The sequence below is a fragment of the Micromonospora sp. MW-13 genome (genome assembly GCF_003434305.1).
In the GTDB taxonomy this organism is placed as follows: domain Bacteria; phylum Actinomycetota; class Actinomycetes; order Mycobacteriales; family Micromonosporaceae; genus Micromonospora.
In genome coordinates, this window is sequence record NZ_QKKX01000017.1 from 24,559 (window position 1) to 48,692 (window position 24,134).

Genomic DNA, 24,134 nt, shown 5'->3' on the forward strand with positions numbered 1-24,134 from the left:
ACCCGTCGGCGGTCGCCGGTTCACGAACCCTGGACCGTGATCTCCTGGACCCCGACCTGGTAGCCCCGGTCGTTCGAGGGCAGCTCGGTGATCCAGAACAGCAGGTAGCGGTACTTGGTGTCGGCGTCGAAGCCGTTGAAGGTCATGGTGGTGCCGTCGTGCTCCTCGAACGGCTGCCCGATCGGGCTCTTCTGGTAGCTCGTGAGCAGCGACTTGTCGCCGGCCGAGGTGGAGGGCGGGTCGGTCTTGCCGGCGAAGAGCTGGGCGGACGCCCCGGTGGCGGAGAGGCTCACCTGCACCGACTTGACCGTGCGCTCCTCGCCGAGGTCGAGCCAGACCCCCATGCCGCTCTTGCGGTTGCCGAAGTTCGCCTGGGTGTAGGTGTCGGTGTCCCAGCTCTCGTCCTGGTTGCCGTCGATCACCTTCTCGGCGCCGCCCAGCTCGTCGCGGAGCTTGCTGTCCGGGTCGATGATGCGCACGTCGCTCACCGACAGCTTGCGCGTGGCGGCGGGCGCCGCCTCGGTGGCCGGGGCGCTGTTGGACGGCCGGGCCACCGGCTCGGCCTGCGGGGGCTCGTCGTCCCCGCCCAGCGCGCTGATCCCGATGAGCAGGCCGACCAGGGCGACCGCCAGCAGGCCGGCGATACCGATGGCGACCTTCCGGCCGCCCACCGACGCCAGTGGGGACGGCTCGTCGCCGGTCTCCGCGGCGAACCGCAGCGGACCGGCCGGCTCCAGGTACGGCTCCTCCTCGATCGGGATGTCGAGCCGGCCCAGCTCGGCCGCGAGCACGTCCGACGGGGGCGGGGCGATTCCGGCGTCGAGCAGGTCCATCGTCAGGTCGTCGAGGTAGGCCGGCACGCCGGCGCGGACCTGCCGCGGCGCGGCGATCGCCCCGCTGGCGTCCCGGACGGCGTCCGGGATGGCGGCCCGGCCGTGCCCGGCGGTGGCGCCGTGCAGCGGGGCCTCGGCGTGCGGCCAGTGCCCGGTCAGGGCGAAGTAGAGGACGCCGCCGATCGCCCGGACGTCGTTCTCCTGGCTGTCGGCGCTGTCGGTGCGGGCGTCGGCCAGCACCACCCGGCCCTCGTCGCTGATCATCACGGTGCCGGGGTGCACGTTGCCGTGCACCATGCCGGTGGCGTGCACGGCGGCCAGCGCGCTGGCCGCCGCGTTGCCGATCGCGGTCGTCCGGCCCGGGTCGAGGGGGCCGTCGGCGACCAGCTCCCGCAGGGACTGCCCGTCCACCCACTCGCGGACCACGTACGCCCGATCGGCCTCGTCGATGGCGTCGTAGACGCCGACCAGATTCGGGTGGATCACCCGGCTGGCCGCGACGGCCGCCTGGAGCATCTCGGTGGCGGAGTCGCCGCCCGGGTAGCGCAGCACGACCGCGACGGGACGGCGCAGCACGACGTCGACTCCGCGCCAGACCAGCCGGCCCGCGCTGTCATTGTTGATGTGCTCGACCAGCTCGTACCGCTCGGCGAGGATTTCACCCGCCGTGGGAGCACCGAAGGTCATGACCGGCGGAGCGCTCTCCTCCGCCTCCTGACCCTCGCCGACCTGGGTCACCCGTCCTCCCTCGGTGATCGTGTCGATCGATGGACCCGCGCTGCTGGGCATGTGGCTTCCCGCTCTGCCTGTTGAGGAACCGGCCGACGGTGTCGACGTGGAACGCCTGGGTCAGCCGTACCCGTCGGAAGCGACCTTACCCGGGTTGCCCGCCTCCCCGACATGTCATCTTCCCGCCGAACCCGGCGGAGGTGCCGGGACATGCCGGACTCGCCCGGTTACGGCCGTTGTCAGCCGCGTTGCTGGCACATGTACTAGCCAATCTAGAGGTTGACCGCAAGTAGTCGTCGCAGGGGCCGGGCCGGTGCGACGGGGCTGGTGTCGCCGCCCGGATACCCCACCGAACGGCCCGTCATGCTCAGCCTTCCGGCTGGTTGCCCACAGGCACTTATGGCTGCTGACCCGCGAATCGCTGAGTTATCCACAGGCGCATCCCCAGCCTGGTGATCCCCGGTCACCCTGCGTGGTGGCCGGCCGGAGGGCCCCGGCGCGGTGCCGGGTCAGCGCCCGAGGCGGCTGCGGACCATCCCGATCACCTCGGTGATCTCCCTGATCCGCAGCACCATGGCCAGCCCCAGGTACGTCCCGCCGATGACCGCGCCGCCGACCACGATCTGCACCGCCGACTGGACCAGCGTGGGCGCGTCGTCGCCCGGCAGCAGCTTCACCACCAGCAACCCGAGGACGGTGGCCCCGGCGGCGGCGACGGCCACCCGCACGAACGTGCCGGCGATCTGCCCCATCCCGATCCGGCCCACCCGGCCGCGCAGCAGCCACGCCGAGATGACGGCCGCCGCCACGTACGAGACGGCGTTGCCGAGCATCATCCCGGCGGCGGCGAAGCTCGCCGCGAAGAGCGAGAAGAGGCCGATCTGCACGGCCACCCGCAGCCCCACCACCGGGATGTTGACCAGGGCCGGGGTCCGGGTGTCCGGCAGCGCGTAGAAGGCGAAGGTGAACAGCTGGCTGATCGCGAACGGCACCAGGGCCACGGCCGCCACGACCAGCACCGGGACGGTGTCCCGGGCGTTCTGCTCGGTGAACGCGCCGTGCTGGAACAGGGCGAACGCGACCGGGGTGGCGAGCACGGCGTAGCAGACCCCGATCGGGGCGAGGACCGCCGTGACCGTCCGGGTGCCCCGGGACAGGTCGGCGGCCAGGTCGGCGTACCGGCCGTCGGCCGCGGCGGCGCTCATCCGGGGCATCAGCGCGGTGATGATCGACACCGCGATGATGCCGTGCGCCATCATCAGCAGCAGGAAGACGTTGTTGTAGATCAGTGGGCCGGCGGCCTTCTCGCCGCTGGCCCGGCTCAGCAGGTTGAACACCACGACCAGGCCGAGCTGGCTGACCGCGACGTAGCAGAACATCCAGGCACCGAGCCGGCCCAGCTCGGCGAGGCCGAGCTTGCCGAAGTCGAAGCGGAACCGCCACCGGAAGCCGACCTTGCGCAGCGCCGGCAGCAGGCCGGCGGCCTGGATCGCCACGCCGAGCAGGGTTCCGCCGCCGATCAGCAGGACGCGCCCCAGCGTCATCTCGTTCGGCTCGACGATCTTCGCCCCGAAGATCGCGATGTAGAGCCCGCCGGTCGCGATCACCACGATGTTGTTGAGGATGGGGGCCCACATCGGGGCCGCGAAGTGCCCCCGGGTGTTCAGCACCGCGCTGATCAGCGCGCTCAGGCCGGTGAAGAAGATCATCGGCAGCATCAGCCGGGACAGCGCGTTGACCAGGCCGCGGTACTCGCCGGTCTGCTGGTCGCTGGCGTACAGCCAGGTCAGCACCGGGGCCATCGCCACCGCGAGCACCGCCGCCACGGCCAGCGCGATCACCGCGAGGGTGAGCAGCCGCTGGGCGTACGCCTGGCCCCGGTCGTCGTCGGTCTTGCGCCGGCGCACCAGCACCGGGACCAGCACGCTGGTCAGGATGCCGCCGAGCAGGAACTCGTACACCATGCCCGGGAAGATCTGCGCCGTGGTGTAGGCGTCGCCGACCAGGGCCCCGCCCAGCGCGGCGGTGAGCACGAGCGTGCGCAGGAAGCCGGTGCCCCGGCTGACCAGGCTGCCGATCGCCATCACCGCGCTGTTCGTCGCGGCGCTCGTCTCCGCGACGACCTCCTGCGGCGGCGCGGTCGACTCCATCGCGGGCTGGTTCAGCGGCTCCGCGGAGATGAAGGTGGCGTCGTCACCCGGGGGCCGGCCGCCGCCCTGCGCGGCGTTCGCGCTGCGGTAGAGACCGCCGCTCATCTTCCAGCCTCCAAGGGGTACGTCGGAGCCGGGCACCGGCCCGCACCCCATGACCATAGTCAACCTCCACCGCTTACCCACGCCCGGCGGATCAGTTCCCCCACCGGCCCGATAGGCTGGCGATCCCATGTTCGAAGCCTCCGCTCCCCACGCCGCCGACCGCCGCGAGCTCACCGCAGCGCAGCGCAACGCCGTCGCCGAACTGCTCCGCGTCTCCCCCGTCGCCGACGAGCTGGGTCGCCGGTTCGCCGAGGCGGGCCACGAGCTGCACCTGGTGGGTGGTTCGGTACGCGACGCCCTGCTCGGCCGCCTCGGCGACGACCTGGACTTCTGCACCGACGCCCACCCCGACCAGACCCTGCGGGTCATCAAGGGCTGGGCCGAGTCGATCTGGGAGACCGGCCGCGAGTTCGGCACCATCGGCTGCCAGCGCGACGGGCTGCGGCTGGAGATCACCACCTACCGCGCCGAGGCGTACGACCAGGTCAGCCGGAACCCGGTCGTCGAGTACGGCACCAACCTGACCGACGACCTGAGGCGCCGCGACTTCACCGTCAACGCGATGGCGGTCAGCCTGCCCGGGCACCGGTTCACCGACCCGCACGGCGGCCTCGACGACCTCGCCGCCAAGGTGATCCGCACCCCCGGCACCCCCGCCGAGTCGTTCGGCGACGACCCGCTGCGGATGCTGCGGGCGGCCCGGTTCGCCGCCCAGCTCCGCTTCACCGTCCACCCGGACGTGCGGGCGGCGATGACCCGGATGGCCGCCGACCTCGACCGGATCACCGCCGAGCGGGTCCGCGACGAGTTCACCAAGCTGCTCTGCGGCGCGGACCCGATCACCGGGCTGCGGCTGCTGGTCGACACCGGGCTGGCCGACCGTTTCCTGCCCGAGCTGACCGGGCTGAAGCTGGAGATCGACGAGCACGCCCAGCACAAGGACGTCTACGAGCACACGCTCACCGTGGTGAGCAACGCCGTGTCGTACGAGACCGACGGCTGCGACTTCGTCCTGCGGATGGCCGCCCTGATGCACGACATCGGCAAGCCGGCCACCAAGGCGGTCGGGCCGGACGGCCGGGTCAGCTTCCACCACCACGAGGTGGTCGGCGCCCGGCTGACCAAGGCCCGGATGAAGGCCATGAAGTACCCGAAGGACGTCACCGCGCAGGTGGTCAAGCTGGTCGGCCTGCACCTGCGCTTCTACGGGTACGGCCGGGGCGAGTGGACGGACTCGGCGGTGCGCCGCTACGTCACCGACGCCGAGGACCTGCTGTCCCGGCTGCACAAGCTGACCCGTTCGGACTGCACCACCCGCAACCGGCGCAAGGCCGCCGCCCTGGCGGCGGACTACGACGCGCTGGAGGAGCGGATCGCCCGGATCGCGGCCGAGGAGGATCTGGCCCGGGTCCGCCCCGACCTGGACGGCAACGCGATCATGGAGCTGCTCGGCGTGCCGCCGGGGCCGGTCGTCGGCCAGGCCTGGAAGCACCTGAAGGAGCTGCGCCTGGAGCGCGGCCCGCTGGACCGCGACGAGGCCGAGGCGGAGCTGCTGCGCTGGGCCCGCGAGCAGGGCGTCACGCCGGCCTGAGCGTGGAAGGGGCTCCGGCCGACGTATTCCGTCGGCCGGGGCCCCTTTGTCAGATCAGGCGTCGACCGCGGGCTTGCCGCCGCCGACGGACTGGGCCGCGCCGAGCTTGCCGAGCAGGCCGGCCAGGTCGATGCCGGTCAGGTCGGTGCCGAGTTGGAGCCCCTGCGCCACGTTGCTCGCCACCGACTTCGTCAGCGAGGACGCCCCGTCGGTGGAGATCACCGTCATCTTGTCGATCGCGCCGATCGGCGCGCTGGCCGCCTCGACCACCTGCGGCAGCACCCGGACCAGCAGGTCCAGCACCGCCGCCTCGCCGTACGCGGCGAACGCCTCGGCCTTGCGGGCCATCGCGTCGGCCTCGGCCTGCCCCTTGGCCAGGATGGCCGTCGCCTCCGCCTGGCCCTCCCGCTCGACCGCCTCGGCGATCGCGGAGCGCCGGCGCTGCTCGGCCTCGCCCTCCTTGGCGCCCTCGATCGCGTTCGCCTCGGCCAGGGCGGCCCGGCGGGCCCGCTCGCCCTCACCGGTGAGCCGGGCCTGCTCGGCGACGGCCTGCGCGGCGGCGATGGTGGCCTGCCGCTGGGCGTCGGCGTTCAGCACGGCCGCGTTGCGGGCCGCCTCGGCCTCCTGCTCCACCTTGTACCGGGCGGCGTCGGCCGGCTTGCGTACCTCGGTGTCGAGCTGGCGCTGCTTCAGCTCGGCGTTGCGCTCGGCCACCTTCTGCTGCTCGGAGAGGATCGCCTGGTCCCGCTCGGCCTGGGCGAGCGGCCCGGCCGCCGCCGACTTCGCCTTCGCGGCGTCGATCTCGGCCTGGATGGCGGCCTGCTTCAGCGACAGGTTCCGGTTCGCCTCGGCGATGGCCTCCTCGGCCAGCAGCCGCTCCTGCTCGGCCTGCTGCCGGGCCCGGGCCTCGGCGATCGAGGCGTCCTTGAGCACCCGGGCCGCCTCCGGCCGCCCGAGGTCCTGCAGGTACGACCCCTCGGCCACGATGTCCTGGAGCTGGAAGGTGTCCAGCACCAGGCCCTGGTTGGTCATCGAGTGCTCGGCCTCCTCCGCCACCGCGTTGGCGAACGCCGCGCGGTCCCGGATGACCTCCTCGACGGTGAGCCGGCCGACGATCGAGCGCAGCGCGCCGGCCAGCACCTCGCGGGTGAAGTTGTCGATCTCGCCCTGCTGGTGCAGGAAGCGCTGGGCGGCGGCGCGGATCGCGCCCTCGGTGCCGCCGACCTTGACGATGGCGACGCCGTGCAGGTCGGCCCGGATGCCCTGCTTGCTCACCGCGCCCTTGATGCCGACGTCGATGCGGCGGCTGGACAGGTCCAGCGACTGGATCTTCTGCACCACCGGCAGGACGAAGACCGACGCGCCGAGGACGACCTTCTGCCCGGAGTTGTCGGTGGACCGGCCGCCGTCGGCGGTTTGCGTGGTCCGGCCCTTGCGGCCGGTGACGATGAATGCCTCGTTGGGCCCGGCGACCTTGATCCGGGAGAGCACGAACAGGACGAGGACGACGACGAGGAGAACCGCGCCGCCGATGGCGATGAGGAGGGGCATACGACTTCCGCTCTGAGGGTGTGAAAGGGGGTTCGGTGGTTCTCTGCGCAGGGATTCAGTAGGTCTCGACGTGCACGCTGGTCTCGCTCAGGGCTTCCACCACGAAGACCTGGGCACCGACCGGGATCGGGCCGTCGGCGCGGGCGTTGAGCTTCACCGGTTGGCCCGCGACGCGGATCCGGACCTCGCCGTACCCGTCCGTCGGCACCGGGGTCACCACCAGGCCGAGCGCGCCGACCAGGTCGTTGCGGCTGGGGGTGGGGTCGGTCCGCATGGCGCGGGCCGCCCGACTGAGCCGGACCGCGAGCCAGGCCGTGGGCACCGCCGCCAGCGCGCCACCGGCCGCCGCCGCCGCGATCAGCCCGGGGGTGCGCCCGCCGACCAGCTCGTTGACGATCGCGGCGCCGAAGCCAAAGGCGCCGGTGAATCCGGCGACCGCCTCGACGGACACCGGCCCGTCGACGTCGGGATGGCCGAACTGGAACAGCTCCGCGCCGAGCAGGGCCAGCGCCAGCACGGCGACGCCCACCCCGCCGATGATCAGGAAGATGAGTGTCCCCGAGGCCATGACCTGCACGGTAGCCCTGCCGCGCAAGGTCACCCAAGGCCACCTTCGGGGCACGGATTGCTGGGCCAGTTTCCCGCCCGGTCGGATCGGCGAGCACCGACGTTCCTGCCTGTCTGGGAGGCCGGGTCGCGGTGCGGTCGGACCGGGAGGGAAGAATGGGGGTGTGCGCTGGACCGTTCTCGACTCGCCGATCGGTGAGTTCTCCGTGGCCACCGACGACGCCGGGGTGTGCGGCGCGCACTTCGGGCGGGTGGCGGCGGCGACCGAGGCACCCGGCGACGAGTTGTCCGGGCGGGCCGTGGCGGAGCTGCGGGCGTACTTCGCCGGTGAGCTGACCGAATTCACGGTGCCGGTGGCGGTGCGCCGGGGCTCCGACTTCGAACGGGCGGTGTGGCAGGAGATGACCCGCATCCCGTACGGGGAGACGTCGACCTACGGCGAGGTGGCCCGGGTGGTCGGCGACCCCGGTGCGGCGCGGGCGGTCGGGGTGGCCTGCAACCGCAACCCGGTCCCCGTCATCGTGCCCTGCCACCGGATTGTGGGCGCGGGGGCGAAGCTGGTCGGCTTCGGCGGCGGCCTGCCGCGCAAGGTGAAGCTGCTGGAGCTGGAGGCCGGCGTCGCCCTGCGGCGCGCCTGGTCCTGACCGCTGCCGGGGTGTGCGGCGGGAGGGGCGGGTCAGCGAGTTAGACGAGTCAGGCGAGACGCCCGGCGCGCAGGCCGGTGAGGAAGGTGCCCCAGTCGGCGGCGGCGTAGACCAGGACGGGTCCGCCGCGGTCCTTGCTGTCGCGGACGGCGAACCGCCCGCTGCCGTCGCGCACCGGCCCGGCCTCGACGCAGTTGCCGTCGCCGTTGCCGCTGCGGGTGCTGACGTGCCAGGCCACCGGCAGTGCGGTGCTGGTCGATCGGCCGACGGTCGCCATGTGCTCACTCCAGACGTGCTTCCAGGTCGAAGAGGATCCGCTGCACGGCGCCGTTACGCAGCGCCGCCCGGCGTAGCCGATCGTAGCGCTGGTGCAGCGAATCGGCCTTCTCCCCTTCGACCACGACTGTCCCGACGACCGTGGAGATGCAGCCGGCGGGTGGATACGGCCGCCGCATCCGGAAGACATCAAAGGCACCATTTGGGCTGGCGTGGGCGCCTGCGGCGAGCGGCAGGATCATGATCTCGACGTTCGGCCAGCCGGCCAGCGAACGAAGGTGGGCAAGCTGGGCGCGCATCACCTCGGATCCGCCGACCGTCCGGCGCAACGCGCCCTCGTCGATGATCGCGGAGAGCCGGATCGGCTCGGGATGGCTCAAGCGCTGCTGGCGGTTCATGCGCAGCTCGACGAAGCGTTGGAGTTGGTCGTCGGGAAGGTGCTGGTCGGCGGCCCGGATGACGGCCTCGGCGTACTCCCGGGTCTGGAGCAGGCCGGGGATCACCGAGTCCTGAAATGAGTCGATTGCGGTGGCGCGGCTCTCCAGCCAGATCCAGTCGATCAATGAGGCGGCGACGTTGGCGCTAAAGCCGTCCCACCAGCCCTTTTGCCAGACATCCTGCGCCATCGTCTTGAGGTCGTCGCGTCGTTTGGGGTCGTCGATCCCGCAGACATCGAGGTAGGCCAGCACCTCGGGTACCCGGGCCGGCAGCATGCCGGACTCGATCCGGCTGACGGTGCTGGCGTTGCGATTGAGGCATTCACCCACGTCCCGCAGCGTCAGCCGGGCAGCTTCCCGCATCTCGCGGAGCTGCTGACCAAGCCACTGGGCGCGAAGTGTGGAGGCAAGTTCGTTCGGCATCACGTCTCCATTCGTCTGCATCAGCATGGCGAACAGATTCCCTTGTTGCAAGCTTGCACCAGTGCTAGATCTGATGCATGCTGCGTGTGGCTGCTGTTACTGAAGGTAATTGGCGGCTGATGGAAGGACCGGGGTGGGTTGGCTTGGCGGCATGCCCACCCCGGCCCTGGAACGAGCCGAACGGGAGACACATCGCGATGGATGGCGCCCCGGGGAACGACTCCCCGACTGTCTACCACGCCGTACCCGCTGCGAGCGGACACCGGCGCGCCTGCGTTGTGCGTACCCCTTCGGTTTTCGGTCGAGGGGTGCGCTGACCCGACAGCGCATCCCTCGGCACCGAGCCGGGCGGGCGCGTGGACCCCGCCGCGAATCCCCCTCGCGGCGGTGACGGACCGCGCGCCCGCCCCCTTCAGGCGAGGGGTACGCACCGATGAGGTTGCACGAGAGCCGGGTACGGCCGGAGAGCCGCGCCGCGTACGAGATCATCGCCGCGCACGTACTCGATCCGGCGGGGCTCTGCCGGGTCTGCCAGGTCCCGGGACCGTGCCGGCCGGCCAACGCGGCGGCGAACCAACTGGTCGAGTTGGGGTTGCCGGTGTGCCCAGCGGCGGTGCCGGAATCCCGCCTGGCGGCCCTGCGACGCTGGCGGGCACCGCATCGCCTGTGCTGGGCGCGTCCCCCTATCCCTACCGGCCGCGAGAACTGGCTTGAGTCGTGACCGGGCGGCGGCTGCCGGCACTGGTGCGAATTGCCTGGCAGGTGTTGGAGTACCACCGGCACCACCGTTGTCGGGCGTGCTGCGTCGGGAGTTGTTGTCCTGCCGTCGAGGTGGCGCGGGCCCGGATCAGGGCGTGGCGGCGGTACGGGTCGTGAGCGTCGAGATCAGGGCCGGGGACGTGGTCCAGGTGACCCGGGCTGCCAGCGTCCAGTTCATCAGTCGGCCGATCATCGCCCGGGTGATCCGGGTGCGCGACGACTTAATCACCTACCACGGCTGGCGCTGGCTCGATGTCTACCAACTCGATGCGGAGGGCGACGCGGTCGAGCGCCGGACCATCTACGTGCAGCCGGCCGGGCTCCGCGTCGTCGGCACCCGCACCGAGAGCGGCCCCGGGCGGGTACCGAGGGCACGCCGTACCGACGCTCCGGCGGACACGCGGCGGATGAATAAGTGACGGCTGTTACACATTTCGATTCTCATGCTGCCGCACCCGACTTTCCTGTCCAGCCGTTGGCCGGTACGCGGCCTGCGGGCGGCGCTCGGGAGCAACATCCGAGCAGGTCAACAGGACCCGCTCCACCTAATTTGCGAGGAGGCAGAGAGAGCGCCAAGCATGATTGACGTGGCCCCTGAAGAGTTATACAAAAGTGGTATGGCCTTCACCCTGACGCTCAAGCCCGAAGTCGAACAGCGGCTCCGTGAGCTGGCCGAAGCCGAGCACCGCTCGATGCACAAGACCGTCGAGGTGGCGATCCAGGAGTACCTCGAACGTCAAGAACGCAACGAGTGGACCCGCCAGGCAGCCCGGCGGGTCTTCGCGGAGGACGCCGAGTTCTTCGAGATGTTGGGGGACCGGTGAGGCAGCCCTGGCCGGAGCCGGAGGATCTGCTGACCCTTCTGGCTGAGTACACCGGTCCGCAGAGTCGGGTGCGGGACGCGGGCATCCTGGTCGCCGCAGCGGCCCGTCCGCACGCTCGAATGATGAATCGCCCGGCCTACCCGACCGTCTTGGACAAAGCGGCGGCGCTGCTGCACGGGCTGATGATGTGGCGGCCCCTGGACATGTGGAACGCCGGGCTGGCCTGGGCAGCGATGCGGGTGTTTCTGCAGCGCGGCGGGCTGACCTTCACCATGCCGGCCAAGGAGCGGATGGGGCTGACCGACGCGTTGACCAGTGGTGAGGTGGACTCGGTCGACGAGTTGGCATTGCGGCTGTCGCCGTACCTGGAGATGTCGGCCTGAGCGACGGCGAGGGCCGGGTCCCGACGGACCCGGCCCTCGCGGCGGTGCTGGTGGTCAGCGCGTCAGCGCTCGACCTCGCCCTTGATGAAGGACTCGACGGCGGCGTGCGCGTCGTGGTCGGCGTACTGCACGGGCGGGGACTTCATGAAGTACGACGAGGCCGACAGGATCGGGCCGCCGATCTTCCGGTCCAGGGCGATCTTCGCGGCCCGGACGGCGTCGATGATGACGCCGGCCGAGTTCGGCGAGTCCCACACCTCAAGCTTCAGCTCGGCGTTGAGGGGGGTGTCGCCGAACGAGCGGCCCTCCAGGCGGATGTACGCCCACTTGCGGTCGTCGAGCCACGGCACGTGGTCCGACGGGCCGATGTGCACGTCGCTCTTCTGCATCTCGTGCGGGATCTGCGACGTGACCGACTGGGTCTTCGAGATCTTCTTCGAGACCAGCCGGTTGCGCTCCAGCATGTTCATGAAGTCCATGTTGCCGCCGAAGTTGAGCTGGTACGTGCGCAGCAGCTCGACGCCGCGGTCCTCGAAGAGCTTCGCCAGGGCGCGGTGCACGATGGTGGCGCCGACCTGGCTCTTGATGTCGTCGCCGACGATCGGCAGGCCCGCGTCGGTGAACTTCTGCGCCCACTCCGGGTCGGAGGCGATGAAGACCGGCAGGGCGTTCACGAACGCGCAGCCGGCGTCGATCGCGGCCTGGGCGTAGAACTTGTCGGCCTGCTCGGAGCCGACCGGCAGGTAGGAGACGACGACGTCGACCTGCGCGTCGCGCAGCGCCTGCGTGACGTCGACCGGCGCGGCGTCCGACTCCTCGACGATCTCGCGGTAGTACTGGCCCAGGCCGTCGAAGGTCGGGCCGCGCTGCACGCTGACGCCGGTCGGCGGCACGTCGCAGAGCTTGATGGTGTTGTTCTCGCTGGCGACGATCGCCTCCGCGAGGTCCATGCCCACCTTCTTGGCGTCCACGTCGAACGCCGCGACGAACTCCACGTCCGAAACGTGGTAGTCGCCGAAGGTGACGTGCATGAGACCCGGGACGCGGTCGTTCGGGTCGGCGTTGCGGTAGTACTCCACGCCCTGCACGAGGGACGAGGCGCAGTTCCCCACACCGACGATGGCGACGCGGACGGAGCCCATAGCGTCTGCCTCCTTCTTCTTCATCACGGCCGCTCTTTCCTGGACTCTCCAGGCGGAGGCGGGCTGTCGGTATCTCGTCGGCCGCCAACCGTCCCGGCTCGCGGGACCGTCGGGGCACGGCCGGAGCGCTCGTTGGCGATGAGCTCCTCCAGCCAGCGGACCTCGCGCTCACAGGCGTCGAGACCGTGGCGCTGCAGTTCCAGGGTGTACGCGTCGAGGCGCTCGGCCGCGCGGCCCAGCACGTCGCGAAGCCCCTCGCGACGCTCCTCGATCTTTCGGCGGCGACCCTCCAGGATGCGGAGTCGGGTCGCCTGGTCGGTGCGGGCGAAGAACGCGAAGTGCACACCGAAGCCCGTGTCGTCGTACGTCTCGGGGCCGGCCTGCCCGATGAGCTGGGCGAAGCGTTCCTTGCCCTCCGCGGTGATCTTGTAGACCACCCGACCTCGTCGGCTGGTCAGCGCGGGAACCTCCTCGGCGGTCGCGGGTGTCTCGGCGGCTTCGGTGATCCATCCCGCCGCCTGCAACCTGCGCAGCGTGGGGTAGAGCGAGCCGTAGCTGATCGCCGCCCGGATCGCGCCCAACTTGGCCGCGAGTTCCTTGCGGAGTTCGTAGCCGTGCATCGGGGACTCCTGGAGGAGGCCGAGGATGGCGAGCTCGAGCACGGGCCACCCCTTCTTACCCCCGACGCGTGGGCGTAACCACCGCGATGTATCGGACCGATACATCGCACGTTAGCGGCTCACCCAGGATCAGGGCAAACCTTCGAGGCGAGTTCCTGGGGTGACGGATTGTGACGGTGGTCGCCTCGTCGAGCCGGACCGCGTACCCTTCTCCGCATGCGTACGCAGCGCCAGGTCGTCGACTACTCGCTCCGGAAGCGGGCGGTGCTGCGCGAACTCCTCGCTGGCCGGGTCGGCACGTACGACGTCTGCGACGCCTCCCCGTACCTGAAGAACGCCGCCCGGTTCCACGGGGAACCGACCGAGGAGCGTTGCCCGATCTGCCGCAGCGAGAACCTGACCCACGTCCATTACATTTACGGGGACGAGCTCAAGCACTCCGCCGGGCAGGCGCGTACTCTGACCGAGTTGCCCGTCCTGGCGATGACTCTGCGTGAGTTCCAGGTCTTCGTGGTGGAGGTGTGCCTCGGCTGCGACTGGAACCACCTCGTCGAGCAGTACCTGCTCGGCCGGGACGGGCTGGCCGGTGACACGGAGGACGGGGCGGAGCAGGGCGCGGTGGGTGGCACGGCCGCCTCGGCCGCGGTTCCCGGCCCGGCCGCTCGGCGGAGGCGAGAGGCGCAACGGTGAATCCAGCTGATTCGGTTGGCCCGGTGTGGAGGAGACGGGACGACCGACAGCCCTTTGGCCTGATTGGCCCGATTGATCCGGAAGCAACGCCCCCGGCCCGACGCGCTCGGGCGGGGACGTCGCGTGTTTCAGCTCACGGCAACCCGGTGGCGGCGCGATCGCGTCCCACCGCGACCGGCAGGGTGTGAGGAATGAACTCGTACGGCGATCCCAGCTCCTCGCGCGGGCGGGCCCAGATCCCGGGCGCCAACGGCGACCCGGGCACGGCCGACGCGTACGGCCGAGGCGGCGACGCCCGCGGCAACGGCTGGTCACCAGAGGGTACGGCACAGGGTGGGCGGGCCTCGGTCGCGCCCCGGGGCGCCGGCGGACGCGCCTCGGTGGGTGGCTCGGCGGCGGTGCCACCGCGCGGTGGGGCGGCCTCCGGGTCCGCCTCGGTGGGGTCCGCCTCGGTCGGGCGCGCGGGCGCCGGCCGGGCCTCGGTGCCCGTCTCCCCGGCACCCGGTGCCCCGGCGGCCGGCCGGGCCGGCGCGGGCCGCGCCTCGGTGCCCGTGTCGCCGGCCTCCGGCGGCGCCCCGGCCGGGCGGGCCTCGGTCGGGGTCGGCTCCGCCGGGCGGGCGAGCGTCGGTTCCGCGGCGGTGGGCGGGCTCGCTGGCCGGGCCACCGTCGGGCGGGCCGGGGTGGCTCCGGTCTCCGGCGGCGCGGGCGGGCCGGGCGGCCCCGGCGGGCCCGGCGGGCCCGCCGGGCCGGGTCGGGGCGGGCGCGCCGGGCGCGGCGGCGACCCGAACGCGGTCGCGCGGGCGAAGAAGCGTCGCCGGATCAACATGCTGATCGCCGGCTTCGCGGTCTTCATCATGCTGGCCGGAATCGGCGTCGTCGGCTTCACCTACTACTCCACCACCGTGATGCTGCCCGAGCAGTTGCCGCTGCCGCTGTCCACCACCGTGTACGCCAAGGACAACAAGACGGTCCTGGCCAAGCTCGGCGAACAGAACCGGCAGCTCGTCAAGATCGCCGACATTCCGACGCACGTGCAGGACGCGGTGGCCGCCGCCGAGGACCGGAACTTCTACCGGCACTCGGGCGTGGACTACAAGGGCATCGCCCGGGCCGCGTGGAACAACCTCTCCGGCGGCGACAAGCAGGGCGCGTCGACGATCACCCAGCAGTACGCCCGCAACGCCTACGAGAGCCTGAAGGACGACACGTACGCCCGGAAGGTCAAGGAGGCGATCCTCGCCTCCAAGCTGAGCGACGAGTACACCAAGTCCGAGATCATGGAGCACTACCTCAACGTGATCTACTTCGGGCGCGGCGCGTACGGCATCGAGGCGGCGGCGCAGACCTACTTCGGGGTGCCGACCAAGAAGCTCACCGTGGCCCAGGCCGCGGTGCTCGCCGCGCTGATCAAGCAGCCGGTCGCCAGCGACACCCACAGGGGCTACGACCCGGCGGTCAACCCGGTCGACGCGAAGTCCCGGTGGACGTACGTGCTCGACGGCATGACCGCCGAGGGCTGGATCAACGCCCCGAACCGGCCGCAGCGGCCGACCGACGCGGAGTATCCGAAGACGCTCAGCCCGAAGAACGCCGGCTCGGCCGCGTTCGGCGTGAAGAGCCCTCGTGGCAACGTGATCAACTACGTCCGCGAGGAGATGGAGCAGTGGGGGATCTGCACCAACTCCGAGGCCGCCGGCAAGGTCAGTTGTGTCGATGCGCTGCGTGACGGCGGCTACCGGATCCAGACCACGATCGACCCGAAGCTCCAGACCGCCGCGGAGAACACCGCGATGCGGGCCAAGAAGAACTCCGAGCTCAACGACCAGCCGAAGAACCTGATGGCGGCGGTGGTCTCGATCGACCCGGCGACCGGGCGGGTGCTCGCCTACTACGGCGGGGACAGCGGCGCGGACTTCGACTACGCCGGCAAGAACACCGACTCCGCCGGCAATCTCACCGGCGGCCACTCCCCGGGTTCGTCGTTCAAGATCTACACGCTGGCCGCGGCGATCAACGAGGGCATCTCGGTGAAGTCGCACTGGGACGCCACGCCGTTCAAGCCGGAGGGCTTCAAGAACGAGGTGCAGAACGCGGGCCGCGGCGCCGGCGTCTGTAAGCAGTGGTGCACCCTGGAGGAGTCGACGGTCCGGTCGTACAACGTGCCGTTCTTCCACGTCACCGAGAAGATCGGCCCGGGAAAGGTGGTCGACATGGCCCGCGCGGCCGGCGTCACCACCATGTGGACCACGTCCGACAACCCGCCGAAGCCGATCGACCTGACCAAGAAGAAGGGCGAGGACGTCGCGCCCGCGCCCTTCTACCACGTCATCGGCTACGGCCAGTACCCCGTGACGGTCCTCGACCACGCCAACGGCCTGGCCACCCTCGCGAACGGTGGCAAGTACAACAAGGCCCACTTCGTGCTGAAGGTCCAGAAGCAGAACGTCGACACCGGCCAGTGGGAGTTGGTCAAGGGGGAACAGCTCAAGCCCCAGCAGCGGATCCGCGCGGAGGTCGCCAAGGAGGTCACCGGCGTCCTCAAGCAGATCCCCGGCCCCAACAGCCGGTCGCTGGCGAACGGCCGGGAAGCGGCGGGCAAGACCGGCACCTGGGAGTACGACAGCAAGCACAACGCGCACGCCTGGATGGTCGGCTACACCCCGCAGATCGCCACCGCGGTCTGGGTGGGCAGCAAGGATCCGAAGAAACCGCAGATCATCGACAAGGACGGCGCGGACATCGGCGGCTCCAAGCTGCCCGGCGCCATCTGGCAGCGGTACATGAACGCCGCGCTGGACGGCGAGGACAAGGAGGGCCTGCCCTCGGTCACCGGGATGGGCGACCAGGAGGCCGGCAACGGCACCGAGCCGGCCCCCCCGACCCAGCCCGAGCAGCCGAACTGCGACCCACTGAGCATCTTCTGCCCGCAGACCCCCGGCGGTCCCGGAACCCCCGGCGGTCCGGGAACCCCGCCGGGCACCCCCGGCACCCCGGGTACCCCCGGGAACCCGACCGGCCCCCGGCCGGGCGGAAACGACGACGGCGGAAACGGCGGGGGGCTGTTGCCCACCATCGCGCCCCGCACCCGCGAGTGAGCGGGCTGGGCTGATCATCACGCCGCCGGCGGCCGGACCCCATGGTCCGGCCGCCGGCGGCGTTTCGCCTACCGGAATGTTCGCGCCTGGGCGGGACGCGGAGGCCACCGGTACGGGATGATTCCTGTCCATGAGCACCCAGTCGACGACAGACATCGACGACGCCGGGCCCGCTGACCACCCGTCCCGGTCGGACGGCTTCGTCCGCGGCGCCTCGGAGTTGATCGGCGGCCCGCTGGGCGACCACGCGGTCGCGCTGGACCGGCAGGCCGACCGGGAGAGCCGGTTCTGGACGGCAGCCCGGATCGTGCTGGCCCTGGCCTGCCTGACGCTGGCCCTGCACTGGGTGCAGAAGTCCCCCTGCCAGGACGGGGCCTGGCAGAACAACGCGCAGTACACCCGCATGTGCTACACCGACGTGCTGGCGCTCTACTACGCCGAGGGGCTCAACGAGGGCAAGGTGCCCTACCGGGACCACCCCGTCGAGTACCCGGTGTTGACCGGGTACTTCATGGGCGCGCTCGGGCTGCCGGTGCACGCGCTCGGCGTCGACAACCCGGAGATCAACCAGGGGCAGTGGTTCTACAACCTCAACGTCCTGGTGCTCGGCGCGCTCGCGGTGGCCACCGTCGCGGTCATCCTCAACCTGCGCCGCCGACGACCGTGGGACGCCGCCCTCTTCGCGCTCGCCCCCGCCCTGTTCCTCACCGCCACCGTCAACTGGGACCTGCTGGCCGTCGGGCTGGCCGCGTTCGGGCTGTTCGCCTGGGCCCGCCGCCGCCCGGCGATGGCCGGGTTGCTGCTCGGCCTGGCCGGGGCGGCCAAGATGTGGCCGCTGTTCGTCCTCGGGCCGATCCTGGTGCTCGCCCTGCGCGCGAACCGGCTCCGCGCCGGCCTCACCGCCCTCGGCACGGCGCTCGTGGCGCTGGTCGCGGTCAACCTCCCCGCCGCAGTGCCCTACCGCGACAACTGGGACCGCTTCTTCGAGCTGAACACCACCCGGCCCATCGACTGGGGCACCCTGTGGTACATCGGGCGCTACCTCGACGGCAAGGTCAACACCGGCGGCCCCGGTTCGATGGGCCCGTTCGAGTGGCTGAACGCCAACATCCCCACCCTGAACTGGCTCTCGTACGCCCTGTTCGGGCTGGCCTGCCTCGGGGTGGCAGGGCTGGCGCTGCGGGCGCCGCGCCGGCCCCGGCTGGCCCAACTCGCCTTCCTGGTCGTCGCCGCGTTCCTGATCTTCAGCAAGGTCTGGTCGCAGCAGTTCGTGCTCTGGCTGCTGCCGCTGGCCGTCCTCGCCCGCCCGAAGTGGGGCGCGTTCATCGCCTGGCAGGTCGCCGAGATCGGCTACTTCGCCGCCTTCTACGGCGAGCTGCTCGGCACCGCGACCAGCCGCCCGGTGTTCCCCGAGGGAGTCTTCGTGCTGGCCTCGGCGCTGCGGCTGGGCACCGTCGTGCTGCTCTGCGTGCTGGTCGTCAAGGAGATCCTGGACCCGGGGCGGGACGCCGTGCGGGCCACCTACGCCGACGATCCGGACGGCGGAGTGCTCGACGGCGCACCGGACGCACCCTGGCTGAGCCGCTGGCGACGGCCGACCGCCCCGGATGCCGCCGCCGAACCGGCCCCGGCGAGCCCCTGACGCCACCCGGCCCGGTCGGATTCCGCTAGAGCCGGTAGACCACCGCGCCGTCGACCTCCTCACGGGTGATGCCGAGGGCATCGACCGGAGTGTCGATCGTCGTCTCCCACGGCGTGCCCGCGATCCGGTCGCGCAGCACCACCACGTTGCGCACGCCCAGGTCACGCAGGTAGGTCACGCTCGCCTGGTTCGGGAAGCTCTCCGTGGCCTGCCGGATCTCGGCCTGCCGGACGGGGGTGAAGCCGCTGCCGCCGTTGACCATGTCCTGGAACCTGCTGGTCGACCACAGCATCACCGGCTGGTCGAGGTTCTGGCTGCTCGGCAGCACCAGCATCGGGCCGTCCACCGACCGCATCGCGGCGGGCTGGGCCGGCACCACCGGATGTGGCGTGCTGTTCAACCCCTCGGCGGCCACCAGCAGCAGCGGCAACACCGTGGCCAGCCGCAGCCACGGACCCGGCCACGGCGGGACCCGCTCGGCGGCCCACTCCCGAACCCGCACGGCGAAGGCGCTGACCGCGCCCGCGGCGAGCAGCCCGAGCAGCAGCGTCGTCCACAGCATCATCCGCCCGGGCGTGCGCAGCCCGTTCCAGCCGGGCAAGTACTCGAAGAGCAACCCGTAGGTGAAGGTGCCACCGAAGAACCGGGTGCCCATCGCCAGCACCATCGTCACCACCACCCCGGCGAGCAGCAGCAGCCGGTGCCGCAGCCGCCACACCGAGAAGAACAGCCCGCCCGCGGCGAGCGCGTACAGCACGAAGCCCGGCAGCAGGGTCATCTCCGGGTGCCAGGGCAGGACCGACCGGGCGCCCTCGTGCAGGCCGCCCCACACCCGGGACTCCGCCGGGGCGGTGAAGAAGCCCGCGAACGGCGGCGAGTAGACGCCGATGTCGCCGAGCGTCCGCGCGGCGTTCGGGTGCAGCTCGGTGACCTTGAAGTAGGGGACGGCCAACAGCCCGCCCACCCCGGCGAAGAGCAGCGCGCCGACCGCGTCGGCGACGAGCAGCCGGATCCCGAACGGCCGGGGGTTCGACCGCCGCCGGACGAACCACGTCACGGCGGCGACCAGCGTCGCCCCCGCCAGCACGTACGCGAACGGCAGCCCGATGCCGAAGCCCAGGCTGAGCTGCCAGGCGGCCACCAGCCAGCCGGCGTACGCCCACCCGGCGTGCCGTCGCTCGGGGCGGTAGCCGTGGCGCAGCGACCAGCCGTGCCCCCGGGCCAGCATGGCCAGCGCCAGCGGGATGCCGCCGTTGGACACGATGTGCAGGTGACCCGCCTGGGCGAGCAGCCAGGGGGCGTAGGTGTAGCTGACCCCGGCCACCGCCGCGCCGGCCCGACCCGCGCCGAGCTGCCGGGCCAGCGCGTACGCCCCGAGCGTGGCCAACGCGTGGGCCAGCACGAACATGATGTTGTACCGCAGCAGGGCGGCCTCGGGCCCGGTGCCGATCATGCCGGCCGGCGCGTAGCCGAGCAGGGTGTCGGAGAAGGCGAAGCTCCACGGCTCCGGGAAGAACGTGTTGGACTGCCAGAGCTGCGCCGGATCCGTCAGCAGGATGTGCCCCGACCAGGCCATCTGCCAGGCCTGGAGGCTCGGGTCCCAGTAGTCCTGGGGCAGCGTGTAGAGCGGGTAGCGCAGCGTCGGCCAGGTGAGCGCGGCGGCCAGGGCCAGCGAGGCGAGCACGGCCAGGGTCCACTCGTGGACCAGGAACCGGCCGACCGCCCGCAGGACGCGCCGCACCCGTCCGGGCACCGGCTCCGGGGCGGGGGCGAACGCCTCCCACCGATCCGGCTTACCGCCCTTGCCGTCCTTCGTGCTGTCGCTGTCGTCCTTGGCGGTGTCGCCGTCCTTCGCGTCGACATCGGCTGTGCTGGCGTCGTCCTTGCCGGCGTCGTCCTTGCCGGCGTCGTCCTTCGCGCTGACACCGTCCTTGCCGGTGTCGGTCTGCTCGGTCTTGGCGTTCCTCGTGGTGCCGGCGGTGTCGGTGGCCTCGGTGCCCGTCGCGGCGGCACCGTCCCCGATGACACCGTCCTCGGCGGCGGCAGCCTCCCCGACGGAGGCGTCGTCCTGCACGGCGTCGGCGCTGTTGTCGGCGGTGCCCGTCGTCGGCGGCTTCTCGCCGGCGGCGTCCTCGGCGGCGGTGTCCGACCGCTCGGTCGTCATGCCGCCGGGCTTCCCGCGCCGAGCCGGTCGCGCAGGAACGCGATGTCGGCGCCCTGCCCCTCGACCCCGCCCGGGGTCTCCACGATCACCGGCGCGTCCGCCGCCCGGATCACGGCAACCACCAGCTCCGGGTCGATGCTGCCGCCGCCGAGGTTGTCGTGCCGGTCCCGGCCCGAGCCGAACGCGTCCTTGGAGTTGTTGGCGTGCACCAGGTCGATCCGGCCGGTGATCGCCTTGACCCGGTCGACCAGGTCCAACAGGTCCTCACCCCCGGCGTGGGCGTGGCAGGTGTCCAGGCAGAAGCCCACCTCGTACTCGCCGACGGCGTCCCAGAGCCGGGCCAGCGCGTCGAGGCGACGGGCGCAGGCGTTGTCGCCGCCGGCCGTGTTCTCGATCAGCACCGGCAGGGCGAAGCCGCCGGAGTCCGCCGCGTACGCGAAGGTCTTGCGCCAGTTGTCGAAGCCGACCGCCAGGTCGTCGCCCGCGTTGACGTGCCCACCGTGCACGATCAGGCCCTTCGCGCCGATCTCCGCCGCCGCCGTGGCATGAGCGAGCAGCAGCTTCCGGCTCGGGATGCGGATCCGGTTGTTCAACGTCGCCACGTTGATGACGTACGGCGCGTGGACGTAGCGGTCGACCTCGGCGGCTCGCAACCGGTCGGCGTCCTCCCGTGGTTGCGGGGCCTTCCAGCCCTGTGGGTCGGAGAGGAAGAACTGCACGGCCTCGGCGGCCCGGGCGGCCGCCTCCGACAGCGGGTCGGCGGAATCGACGTGGGCTCCGATACGCATGGAGGCGAGCCTACGTCGCGGCGCCGCCGTGCGGGGTGACGGTGCGGCGGGGTGGGGCCCGGTACGGCATCCAGGGACGGGCGCCGGTGGGCGGGGCGTCACCCGGGGCGGGGGCGGTCGTTGGTCCGGGTGGGATCGACGGTCGGCTCTCCGGGCCGTAGGCCACGGCGGGACCGGGCTCCGGCCAGCCGGAGCGGGATCTCCGTCGCCCCGGCCGACGGGCGGTCCGAAACCCGGAGCATCGGCATAAACTCGGGTGAAAGTTCCAATCCGCCCCAAAGGGGACGAGAGTCGTTGTACCGTCAGATAACAACACGATGAAGCTCCGCGGGGCGTCGCGATCCAACCTCATCGGTGTGGTCGTTCCTCCCCAGGTCCCACCCAAGGAATGCGGACGGGACGCCCCGCGGCCTCGTGACCGGGGCCCGGGTCCGACGTCAGCGTCGGCCCGGGCCCCGATCCTGTTCGGCCGCCGGTGCACCGGGTCCGTCGCCCGGCCGGCCGCTCCCGCCGGCCCACCGGGAGCGGCCAGCCTGCCCGGGCATGATCGTTCGGACCAGGTATCCTGGTCCGGTTGTCCGCGTCCGGCCGGGTTCCCCCGGATCCGGAGCGGGCCACGACGCACGACCTCCTGCCACGGAAGGACCGTGGCCGCTTAGCCCACAGGAGGTGAGCACGTCTTGCGTCATTACGAAGTCATGGTGATCCTCGACTCCAGCCTCGAGGAGCGCACCGTCGCCCCGTCGCTCGACACGTACCTGAACGTGATCCGGACCGCGGGTGGCTCGGTCGAGAAGACCGACGTGTGGGGCCGCCGGCGCCTCGCGTACGAGATCAACAAGAAGGCCGAGGGCATCTACGCCGTCATCGACCTGCAGGCGACGCCTGCGGCGGTGGCCGAGCTGGACCGTCAGCTGCGGCTCAACGAGTCCGTGCTGCGCACCAAGGTCATCCGGCCGGAGATGCGCTAACAAGCATTCAACCCGGTTCACCCGGTTCACCCGGATCAGCCTCATCGACGCTGTCGTAGGGCTCTGAGAGCCTGTACGGCGAACGATGAGTGCGCGAGGAGATGGTCATGGCAGGAGACACCACCATCACGGTCATCGGCAATCTGACCGATGACCCCGAGTTGCGATTCACCCCCTCGGGGGCCGCGGTCGCCAAGTTCCGGGTCGCCTCGACGCCCCGGTTCATGGACAAGGCGTCCGGCGAGTGGAAGGACGGCGAGCCGTTGTTCCTCGCGTGCACGGTCTGGCGGCAGGCCGCCGAGCACGTCGCCGAGTCGCTCCAGCGTGGCGCCCGGGTGATCGTGTCGGGCCGGCTGCGTCAGCGGTCCTACGAGACCCGCGAGGGCGAGAAGCGCACCGTCATTGAGCTCGAGGTCGACGAGATCGGCCCGTCCCTGCGCTACGCCACGGCGAAGGTGCAGAAGATGTCCCGCTCCGGCGGGGGCGGCGGCGGCTTCGGCGGCGGTGGTGGTGGCGGCCAGGGCGGCGGCGGAGGCAACTTCGACGACCCCTGGGCTTCGGCCGCACCGGCACCCTCGCGCGGTGGTTCGGGTGGCGGAAACTTTGACGAGGAGCCTCCGTTCTAATGGCGCCGAGCGCCCGCGATCGCAAACCAGGAGCACGAGCAATGGCTAAGGCTGCGGCCCTTCGCAAGCCAAAGAAGAAGGTGAACCCGCTAGACAAGGACGGGATCACCTACATCGATTACAAGGACACCGCGCTGCTGCGCAAGTTCATCTCCGACCGCGGCAAGATCCGCGCTCGGCGGGTGACCGGCGTGACCTCGCAGCAGCAGCGGCAGATCGCCCGTGCGGTCAAGAACGCCCGCGAGATGGCGCTCCTGCCGTACACGGCCACGGCCCGCTGAGAGGAGGCACCGACATGAAGATCATCCTGACTCAGGAGGTGTCCGGCCTCGGTGCCCCGGGCGACATCGTCGAGGTGAAGAACGGCTACGGCCGTAACTACCTGCTGCCGCAGGGCTTCGCGATCGCCTGGACCAAGGGTGCGGAGAAGCAGGTCACGGTCATCAAGCGGGCCCGCTCGGCCCGGGAGATCCGCGACCTCGGCCACGCCAACGAGGTCAAGACCCAGCTCGACGGCCTGAAGGTCAACCTGAAGGCCCGTGCCGGCGACGGTGGGCGGCTCTTCGGCTCGGTCACCCCGGCCGAGATCGTCGACGCCGTCAAGGCGGCCGGCGGCCCGACCCTCGACCGGCGGCGGCTGGAACTGCCCGGCCACATCAAGTCGCTGGGCGCGTACCCGGTCAGCATCAAGCTGCACCCCGAGGTGACCGCCAAGTTCGCCCTGAACGTCGTCCAGGGCTGACACCCGAAGCACCACGCACAGAGCCCGCACCGGTACGCCGGGGCGGGCTCTGTGCGTGCTGTGGTCACCGCGCCCGGCGCGCTGCCCGGGTCAGCCGATGGGCCGACCGGGCACGGCGCTGATCAGCACCGTACCGCCGGCAGCAGGTGGCAGGCGGCGGTGGGTGGGCCGTTCGCAGGAGAGGGTACGGGACGATGGGCCGGCGAAGCTCACCGGAAATTTCTTCCTCCACAGGGTGTGGGCGGCGTTTGAGCAGCTCAGCGCGTTCCGTGGGAGAATTCCCCAGCGGTTGTCCACAGCCTGTGCACACCCTGCGCACATGATTGTCCCCGGCGTCCACAGGTTGTCCCAAGGCTCATCCACCGGCGTGGTTGAGTCGCTG

At 71.3% G+C, this 24,134-nt stretch carries 22 protein-coding genes; 12 read left to right on the forward strand and 10 right to left on the reverse strand.

Going from position 1 to position 24,134, the window contains the following annotated elements; all coding sequences use genetic code 11:
• Nucleotides 1–20: 20 nt before the first annotated feature.
• Together C5N14_RS11830 and murJ are read right to left on the reverse strand one after the other, a co-directional pair.
• On the reverse strand, nt 21–1,622 hold the full coding sequence (locus C5N14_RS11830) for a protein kinase family protein (RefSeq protein ID WP_117668146.1): 1,602 nt from the start codon (nt 1,620–1,622) through the stop codon (nt 21–23).
• Nucleotides 1,623–2,071: 449 nt separating this feature from the next.
• Nucleotides 2,072–3,817: a murein biosynthesis integral membrane protein MurJ gene (gene murJ / locus C5N14_RS11835; protein WP_117668147.1), complete on the reverse strand. Its 1,746-nt coding sequence runs from the start codon at nt 3,815–3,817 to the stop codon at nt 2,072–2,074.
• A 127-nt stretch (nt 3,818–3,944) separates the two neighbouring features.
• On the opposite strand from murJ, the gene C5N14_RS11840 reads away from it, so the two are divergent.
• Nucleotides 3,945–5,408 (forward strand): CCA tRNA nucleotidyltransferase, encoded by a 1,464-nt coding sequence (locus C5N14_RS11840; protein WP_117668148.1) that lies wholly within the window; start codon nt 3,945–3,947, stop codon nt 5,406–5,408.
• A 54-nt stretch (nt 5,409–5,462) separates the two neighbouring features.
• Here C5N14_RS11840 and C5N14_RS11845 read toward each other — a convergent pair whose 3' ends face one another.
• Together C5N14_RS11845 and C5N14_RS11850 are read right to left on the reverse strand one after the other, a co-directional pair.
• Nucleotides 5,463–6,959 carry a flotillin family protein gene (locus tag C5N14_RS11845; RefSeq protein ID WP_117668149.1) on the reverse strand — a complete coding sequence of 499 codons (1,497 nt, stop codon included), beginning with the start codon at nt 6,957–6,959 and terminating at the stop codon, nt 5,463–5,465.
• Nucleotides 6,960–7,014: 55 nt separating this feature from the next.
• Nucleotides 7,015–7,527 carry an NfeD family protein gene (locus C5N14_RS11850; protein WP_117668278.1) on the reverse strand — a complete coding sequence of 171 codons (513 nt, stop codon included), beginning with the start codon at nt 7,525–7,527 and terminating at the stop codon, nt 7,015–7,017.
• 163 nt (nt 7,528–7,690) lie between these two features.
• Between C5N14_RS11850 and C5N14_RS11855 the strand changes: the two genes are divergently transcribed.
• Nucleotides 7,691–8,170: a methylated-DNA--[protein]-cysteine S-methyltransferase gene (locus tag C5N14_RS11855; RefSeq protein WP_117668150.1), complete on the forward strand. Its 480-nt coding sequence runs from the start codon at nt 7,691–7,693 to the stop codon at nt 8,168–8,170.
• Nucleotides 8,171–8,219: 49 nt separating this feature from the next.
• Here C5N14_RS11855 and C5N14_RS11860 read toward each other — a convergent pair whose 3' ends face one another.
• Entirely contained in the window at nt 8,220–8,447 is a 228-nt protein-coding gene (locus C5N14_RS11860; protein WP_117668151.1) for a DUF397 domain-containing protein, read from the reverse strand.
• Between the two features lie 4 nt (nt 8,448–8,451).
• On the reverse strand, nt 8,452–9,306 hold the full coding sequence (locus tag C5N14_RS11865; protein ID WP_117668279.1) for a helix-turn-helix transcriptional regulator: 855 nt from the start codon (nt 9,304–9,306) through the stop codon (nt 8,452–8,454).
• Between the two features lie 872 nt (nt 9,307–10,178).
• On the opposite strand from C5N14_RS11865, the gene C5N14_RS11870 reads away from it, so the two are divergent.
• From C5N14_RS11870 to C5N14_RS11880, 3 genes are all read left to right on the forward strand, one after another.
• On the forward strand, nt 10,179–10,484 hold the full coding sequence (locus tag C5N14_RS11870; protein WP_207892702.1) for a hypothetical protein: 306 nt from the start codon (nt 10,179–10,181) through the stop codon (nt 10,482–10,484).
• 198 nt (nt 10,485–10,682) lie between these two features.
• Nucleotides 10,683–10,889, forward strand: a complete 207-nt coding sequence (locus tag C5N14_RS32090; RefSeq protein ID WP_165878081.1) for a ribbon-helix-helix protein, CopG family — start codon at nt 10,683–10,685, stop codon at nt 10,887–10,889.
• 122 nt (nt 10,890–11,011) lie between these two features.
• Nucleotides 11,012–11,272, forward strand: a complete 261-nt coding sequence (locus C5N14_RS11880; RefSeq protein WP_128763559.1) for a hypothetical protein — start codon at nt 11,012–11,014, stop codon at nt 11,270–11,272.
• A gap of 62 nt (nt 11,273–11,334) precedes the next feature.
• On the opposite strand, the gene C5N14_RS11885 is transcribed toward C5N14_RS11880, so the two are convergent.
• Both C5N14_RS11885 and C5N14_RS11890 read right to left on the reverse strand, forming a co-directional pair.
• Nucleotides 11,335–12,414: an inositol-3-phosphate synthase gene (locus C5N14_RS11885; protein WP_117668154.1), complete on the reverse strand. Its 1,080-nt coding sequence runs from the start codon at nt 12,412–12,414 to the stop codon at nt 11,335–11,337.
• Between the two features lie 23 nt (nt 12,415–12,437).
• Nucleotides 12,438–13,076, reverse strand: coding sequence for a PadR family transcriptional regulator (locus C5N14_RS11890; RefSeq protein WP_117668155.1), 639 nt, complete (start codon nt 13,074–13,076; stop codon nt 12,438–12,440).
• Nucleotides 13,077–13,250: 174 nt separating this feature from the next.
• On the opposite strand from C5N14_RS11890, the gene C5N14_RS11895 reads away from it, so the two are divergent.
• The 3 genes from C5N14_RS11895 (at nt 13,251) to C5N14_RS11905 (ending at nt 18,461) form a co-directional block, all read left to right on the forward strand.
• Nucleotides 13,251–13,724 carry a DUF5318 domain-containing protein gene (locus C5N14_RS11895; RefSeq protein ID WP_117668156.1) on the forward strand — a complete coding sequence of 158 codons (474 nt, stop codon included), beginning with the start codon at nt 13,251–13,253 and terminating at the stop codon, nt 13,722–13,724.
• Between the two features lie 191 nt (nt 13,725–13,915).
• On the forward strand, nt 13,916–16,819 hold the full coding sequence (locus C5N14_RS11900) for a transglycosylase domain-containing protein (RefSeq protein WP_117668157.1): 2,904 nt from the start codon (nt 13,916–13,918) through the stop codon (nt 16,817–16,819).
• A 130-nt stretch (nt 16,820–16,949) separates the two neighbouring features.
• The gene (locus C5N14_RS11905; RefSeq protein WP_117668158.1) at nt 16,950–18,461 is read left to right on the forward strand and encodes a glycosyltransferase family 87 protein; all 1,512 of its coding nucleotides are present in this window, start codon (nt 16,950–16,952) and stop codon (nt 18,459–18,461) included.
• Between the two features lie 25 nt (nt 18,462–18,486).
• Here the strand turns inward: C5N14_RS11905 and C5N14_RS11910 are convergent, their stop codons facing one another.
• Together C5N14_RS11910 and C5N14_RS11915 are read right to left on the reverse strand one after the other, a co-directional pair.
• On the reverse strand, nt 18,487–20,625 hold the full coding sequence (locus C5N14_RS11910) for a hypothetical protein (RefSeq protein ID WP_243639465.1): 2,139 nt from the start codon (nt 20,623–20,625) through the stop codon (nt 18,487–18,489).
• Nucleotides 20,622–21,413 carry a deoxyribonuclease IV gene (locus C5N14_RS11915; RefSeq protein WP_117668159.1) on the reverse strand — a complete coding sequence of 264 codons (792 nt, stop codon included), beginning with the start codon at nt 21,411–21,413 and terminating at the stop codon, nt 20,622–20,624. Before C5N14_RS11915 ends, C5N14_RS11910 begins: the two co-directional genes overlap by 4 nt.
• A 680-nt stretch (nt 21,414–22,093) precedes the next feature.
• Between C5N14_RS11915 and rpsF the strand changes: the two genes are divergently transcribed.
• The 4 genes from rpsF to rplI all read left to right on the forward strand — a co-directional run bounded on the left by rpsF (nt 22,094) and on the right by rplI (nt 23,752).
• Nucleotides 22,094–22,384: a 30S ribosomal protein S6 gene (gene rpsF / locus C5N14_RS11920; RefSeq protein ID WP_117668160.1), complete on the forward strand. Its 291-nt coding sequence runs from the start codon at nt 22,094–22,096 to the stop codon at nt 22,382–22,384.
• Nucleotides 22,385–22,473: 89 nt separating this feature from the next.
• Nucleotides 22,474–23,010 (forward strand): single-stranded DNA-binding protein, encoded by a 537-nt coding sequence (locus C5N14_RS11925; protein ID WP_172896610.1) that lies wholly within the window; start codon nt 22,474–22,476, stop codon nt 23,008–23,010.
• Nucleotides 23,011–23,051: 41 nt separating this feature from the next.
• Nucleotides 23,052–23,291: a 30S ribosomal protein S18 gene (gene rpsR / locus C5N14_RS11930; RefSeq protein WP_007073789.1), complete on the forward strand. Its 240-nt coding sequence runs from the start codon at nt 23,052–23,054 to the stop codon at nt 23,289–23,291.
• A 14-nt stretch (nt 23,292–23,305) separates the two neighbouring features.
• Complete coding sequence (gene rplI / locus C5N14_RS11935; RefSeq protein WP_117668161.1) at nt 23,306–23,752, forward strand: 50S ribosomal protein L9; 447 nt, start codon at nt 23,306–23,308, stop codon at nt 23,750–23,752.
• Nucleotides 23,753–24,134: the final 382 nt, after the last annotated feature.

What these genes read in the sequence shown, in the direction of transcription:
- C5N14_RS11910 (WP_243639465.1), bottom strand. Translation starts at nt 20,625, where the DNA reads ATGACGACCGAGCGGTCGGACACCGCCGCCGAGGACGCCGCCGGCGAG.
- C5N14_RS11905 (WP_117668158.1), top strand. Translation starts at nt 16,950, where the DNA reads ATGAGCACCCAGTCGACGACAGACATCGACGACGCCGGGCCCGCTGAC.
- C5N14_RS11915 (WP_117668159.1), bottom strand. Translation starts at nt 21,413, where the DNA reads ATGCGTATCGGAGCCCACGTCGATTCCGCCGACCCGCTGTCGGAGGCG.
- C5N14_RS11880 (WP_128763559.1), top strand. Translation starts at nt 11,012, where the DNA reads ATGAATCGCCCGGCCTACCCGACCGTCTTGGACAAAGCGGCGGCGCTG.
- C5N14_RS11885 (WP_117668154.1), bottom strand. Translation starts at nt 12,414, where the DNA reads ATGGGCTCCGTCCGCGTCGCCATCGTCGGTGTGGGGAACTGCGCCTCG.
- rplI (WP_117668161.1), top strand. Translation starts at nt 23,306, where the DNA reads ATGAAGATCATCCTGACTCAGGAGGTGTCCGGCCTCGGTGCCCCGGGC.
- C5N14_RS11845 (WP_117668149.1), bottom strand. Translation starts at nt 6,959, where the DNA reads ATGCCCCTCCTCATCGCCATCGGCGGCGCGGTTCTCCTCGTCGTCGTC.
- C5N14_RS11865 (WP_117668279.1), bottom strand. Translation starts at nt 9,306, where the DNA reads ATGCCGAACGAACTTGCCTCCACACTTCGCGCCCAGTGGCTTGGTCAG.
- C5N14_RS11850 (WP_117668278.1), bottom strand. Translation starts at nt 7,527, where the DNA reads ATGGCCTCGGGGACACTCATCTTCCTGATCATCGGCGGGGTGGGCGTC.
- C5N14_RS11840 (WP_117668148.1), top strand. Translation starts at nt 3,945, where the DNA reads ATGTTCGAAGCCTCCGCTCCCCACGCCGCCGACCGCCGCGAGCTCACC.
- C5N14_RS11860 (WP_117668151.1), bottom strand. Translation starts at nt 8,447, where the DNA reads ATGGCGACCGTCGGCCGATCGACCAGCACCGCACTGCCGGTGGCCTGG.
- rpsR (WP_007073789.1), top strand. Translation starts at nt 23,052, where the DNA reads ATGGCTAAGGCTGCGGCCCTTCGCAAGCCAAAGAAGAAGGTGAACCCG.
- C5N14_RS11900 (WP_117668157.1), top strand. Translation starts at nt 13,916, where the DNA reads ATGAACTCGTACGGCGATCCCAGCTCCTCGCGCGGGCGGGCCCAGATC.
- C5N14_RS11830 (WP_117668146.1), bottom strand. Translation starts at nt 1,622, where the DNA reads ATGCCCAGCAGCGCGGGTCCATCGATCGACACGATCACCGAGGGAGGA.
- murJ (WP_117668147.1), bottom strand. Translation starts at nt 3,817, where the DNA reads ATGAGCGGCGGTCTCTACCGCAGCGCGAACGCCGCGCAGGGCGGCGGC.
- C5N14_RS32090 (WP_165878081.1), top strand. Translation starts at nt 10,683, where the DNA reads ATGGCCTTCACCCTGACGCTCAAGCCCGAAGTCGAACAGCGGCTCCGT.
- C5N14_RS11895 (WP_117668156.1), top strand. Translation starts at nt 13,251, where the DNA reads ATGCGTACGCAGCGCCAGGTCGTCGACTACTCGCTCCGGAAGCGGGCG.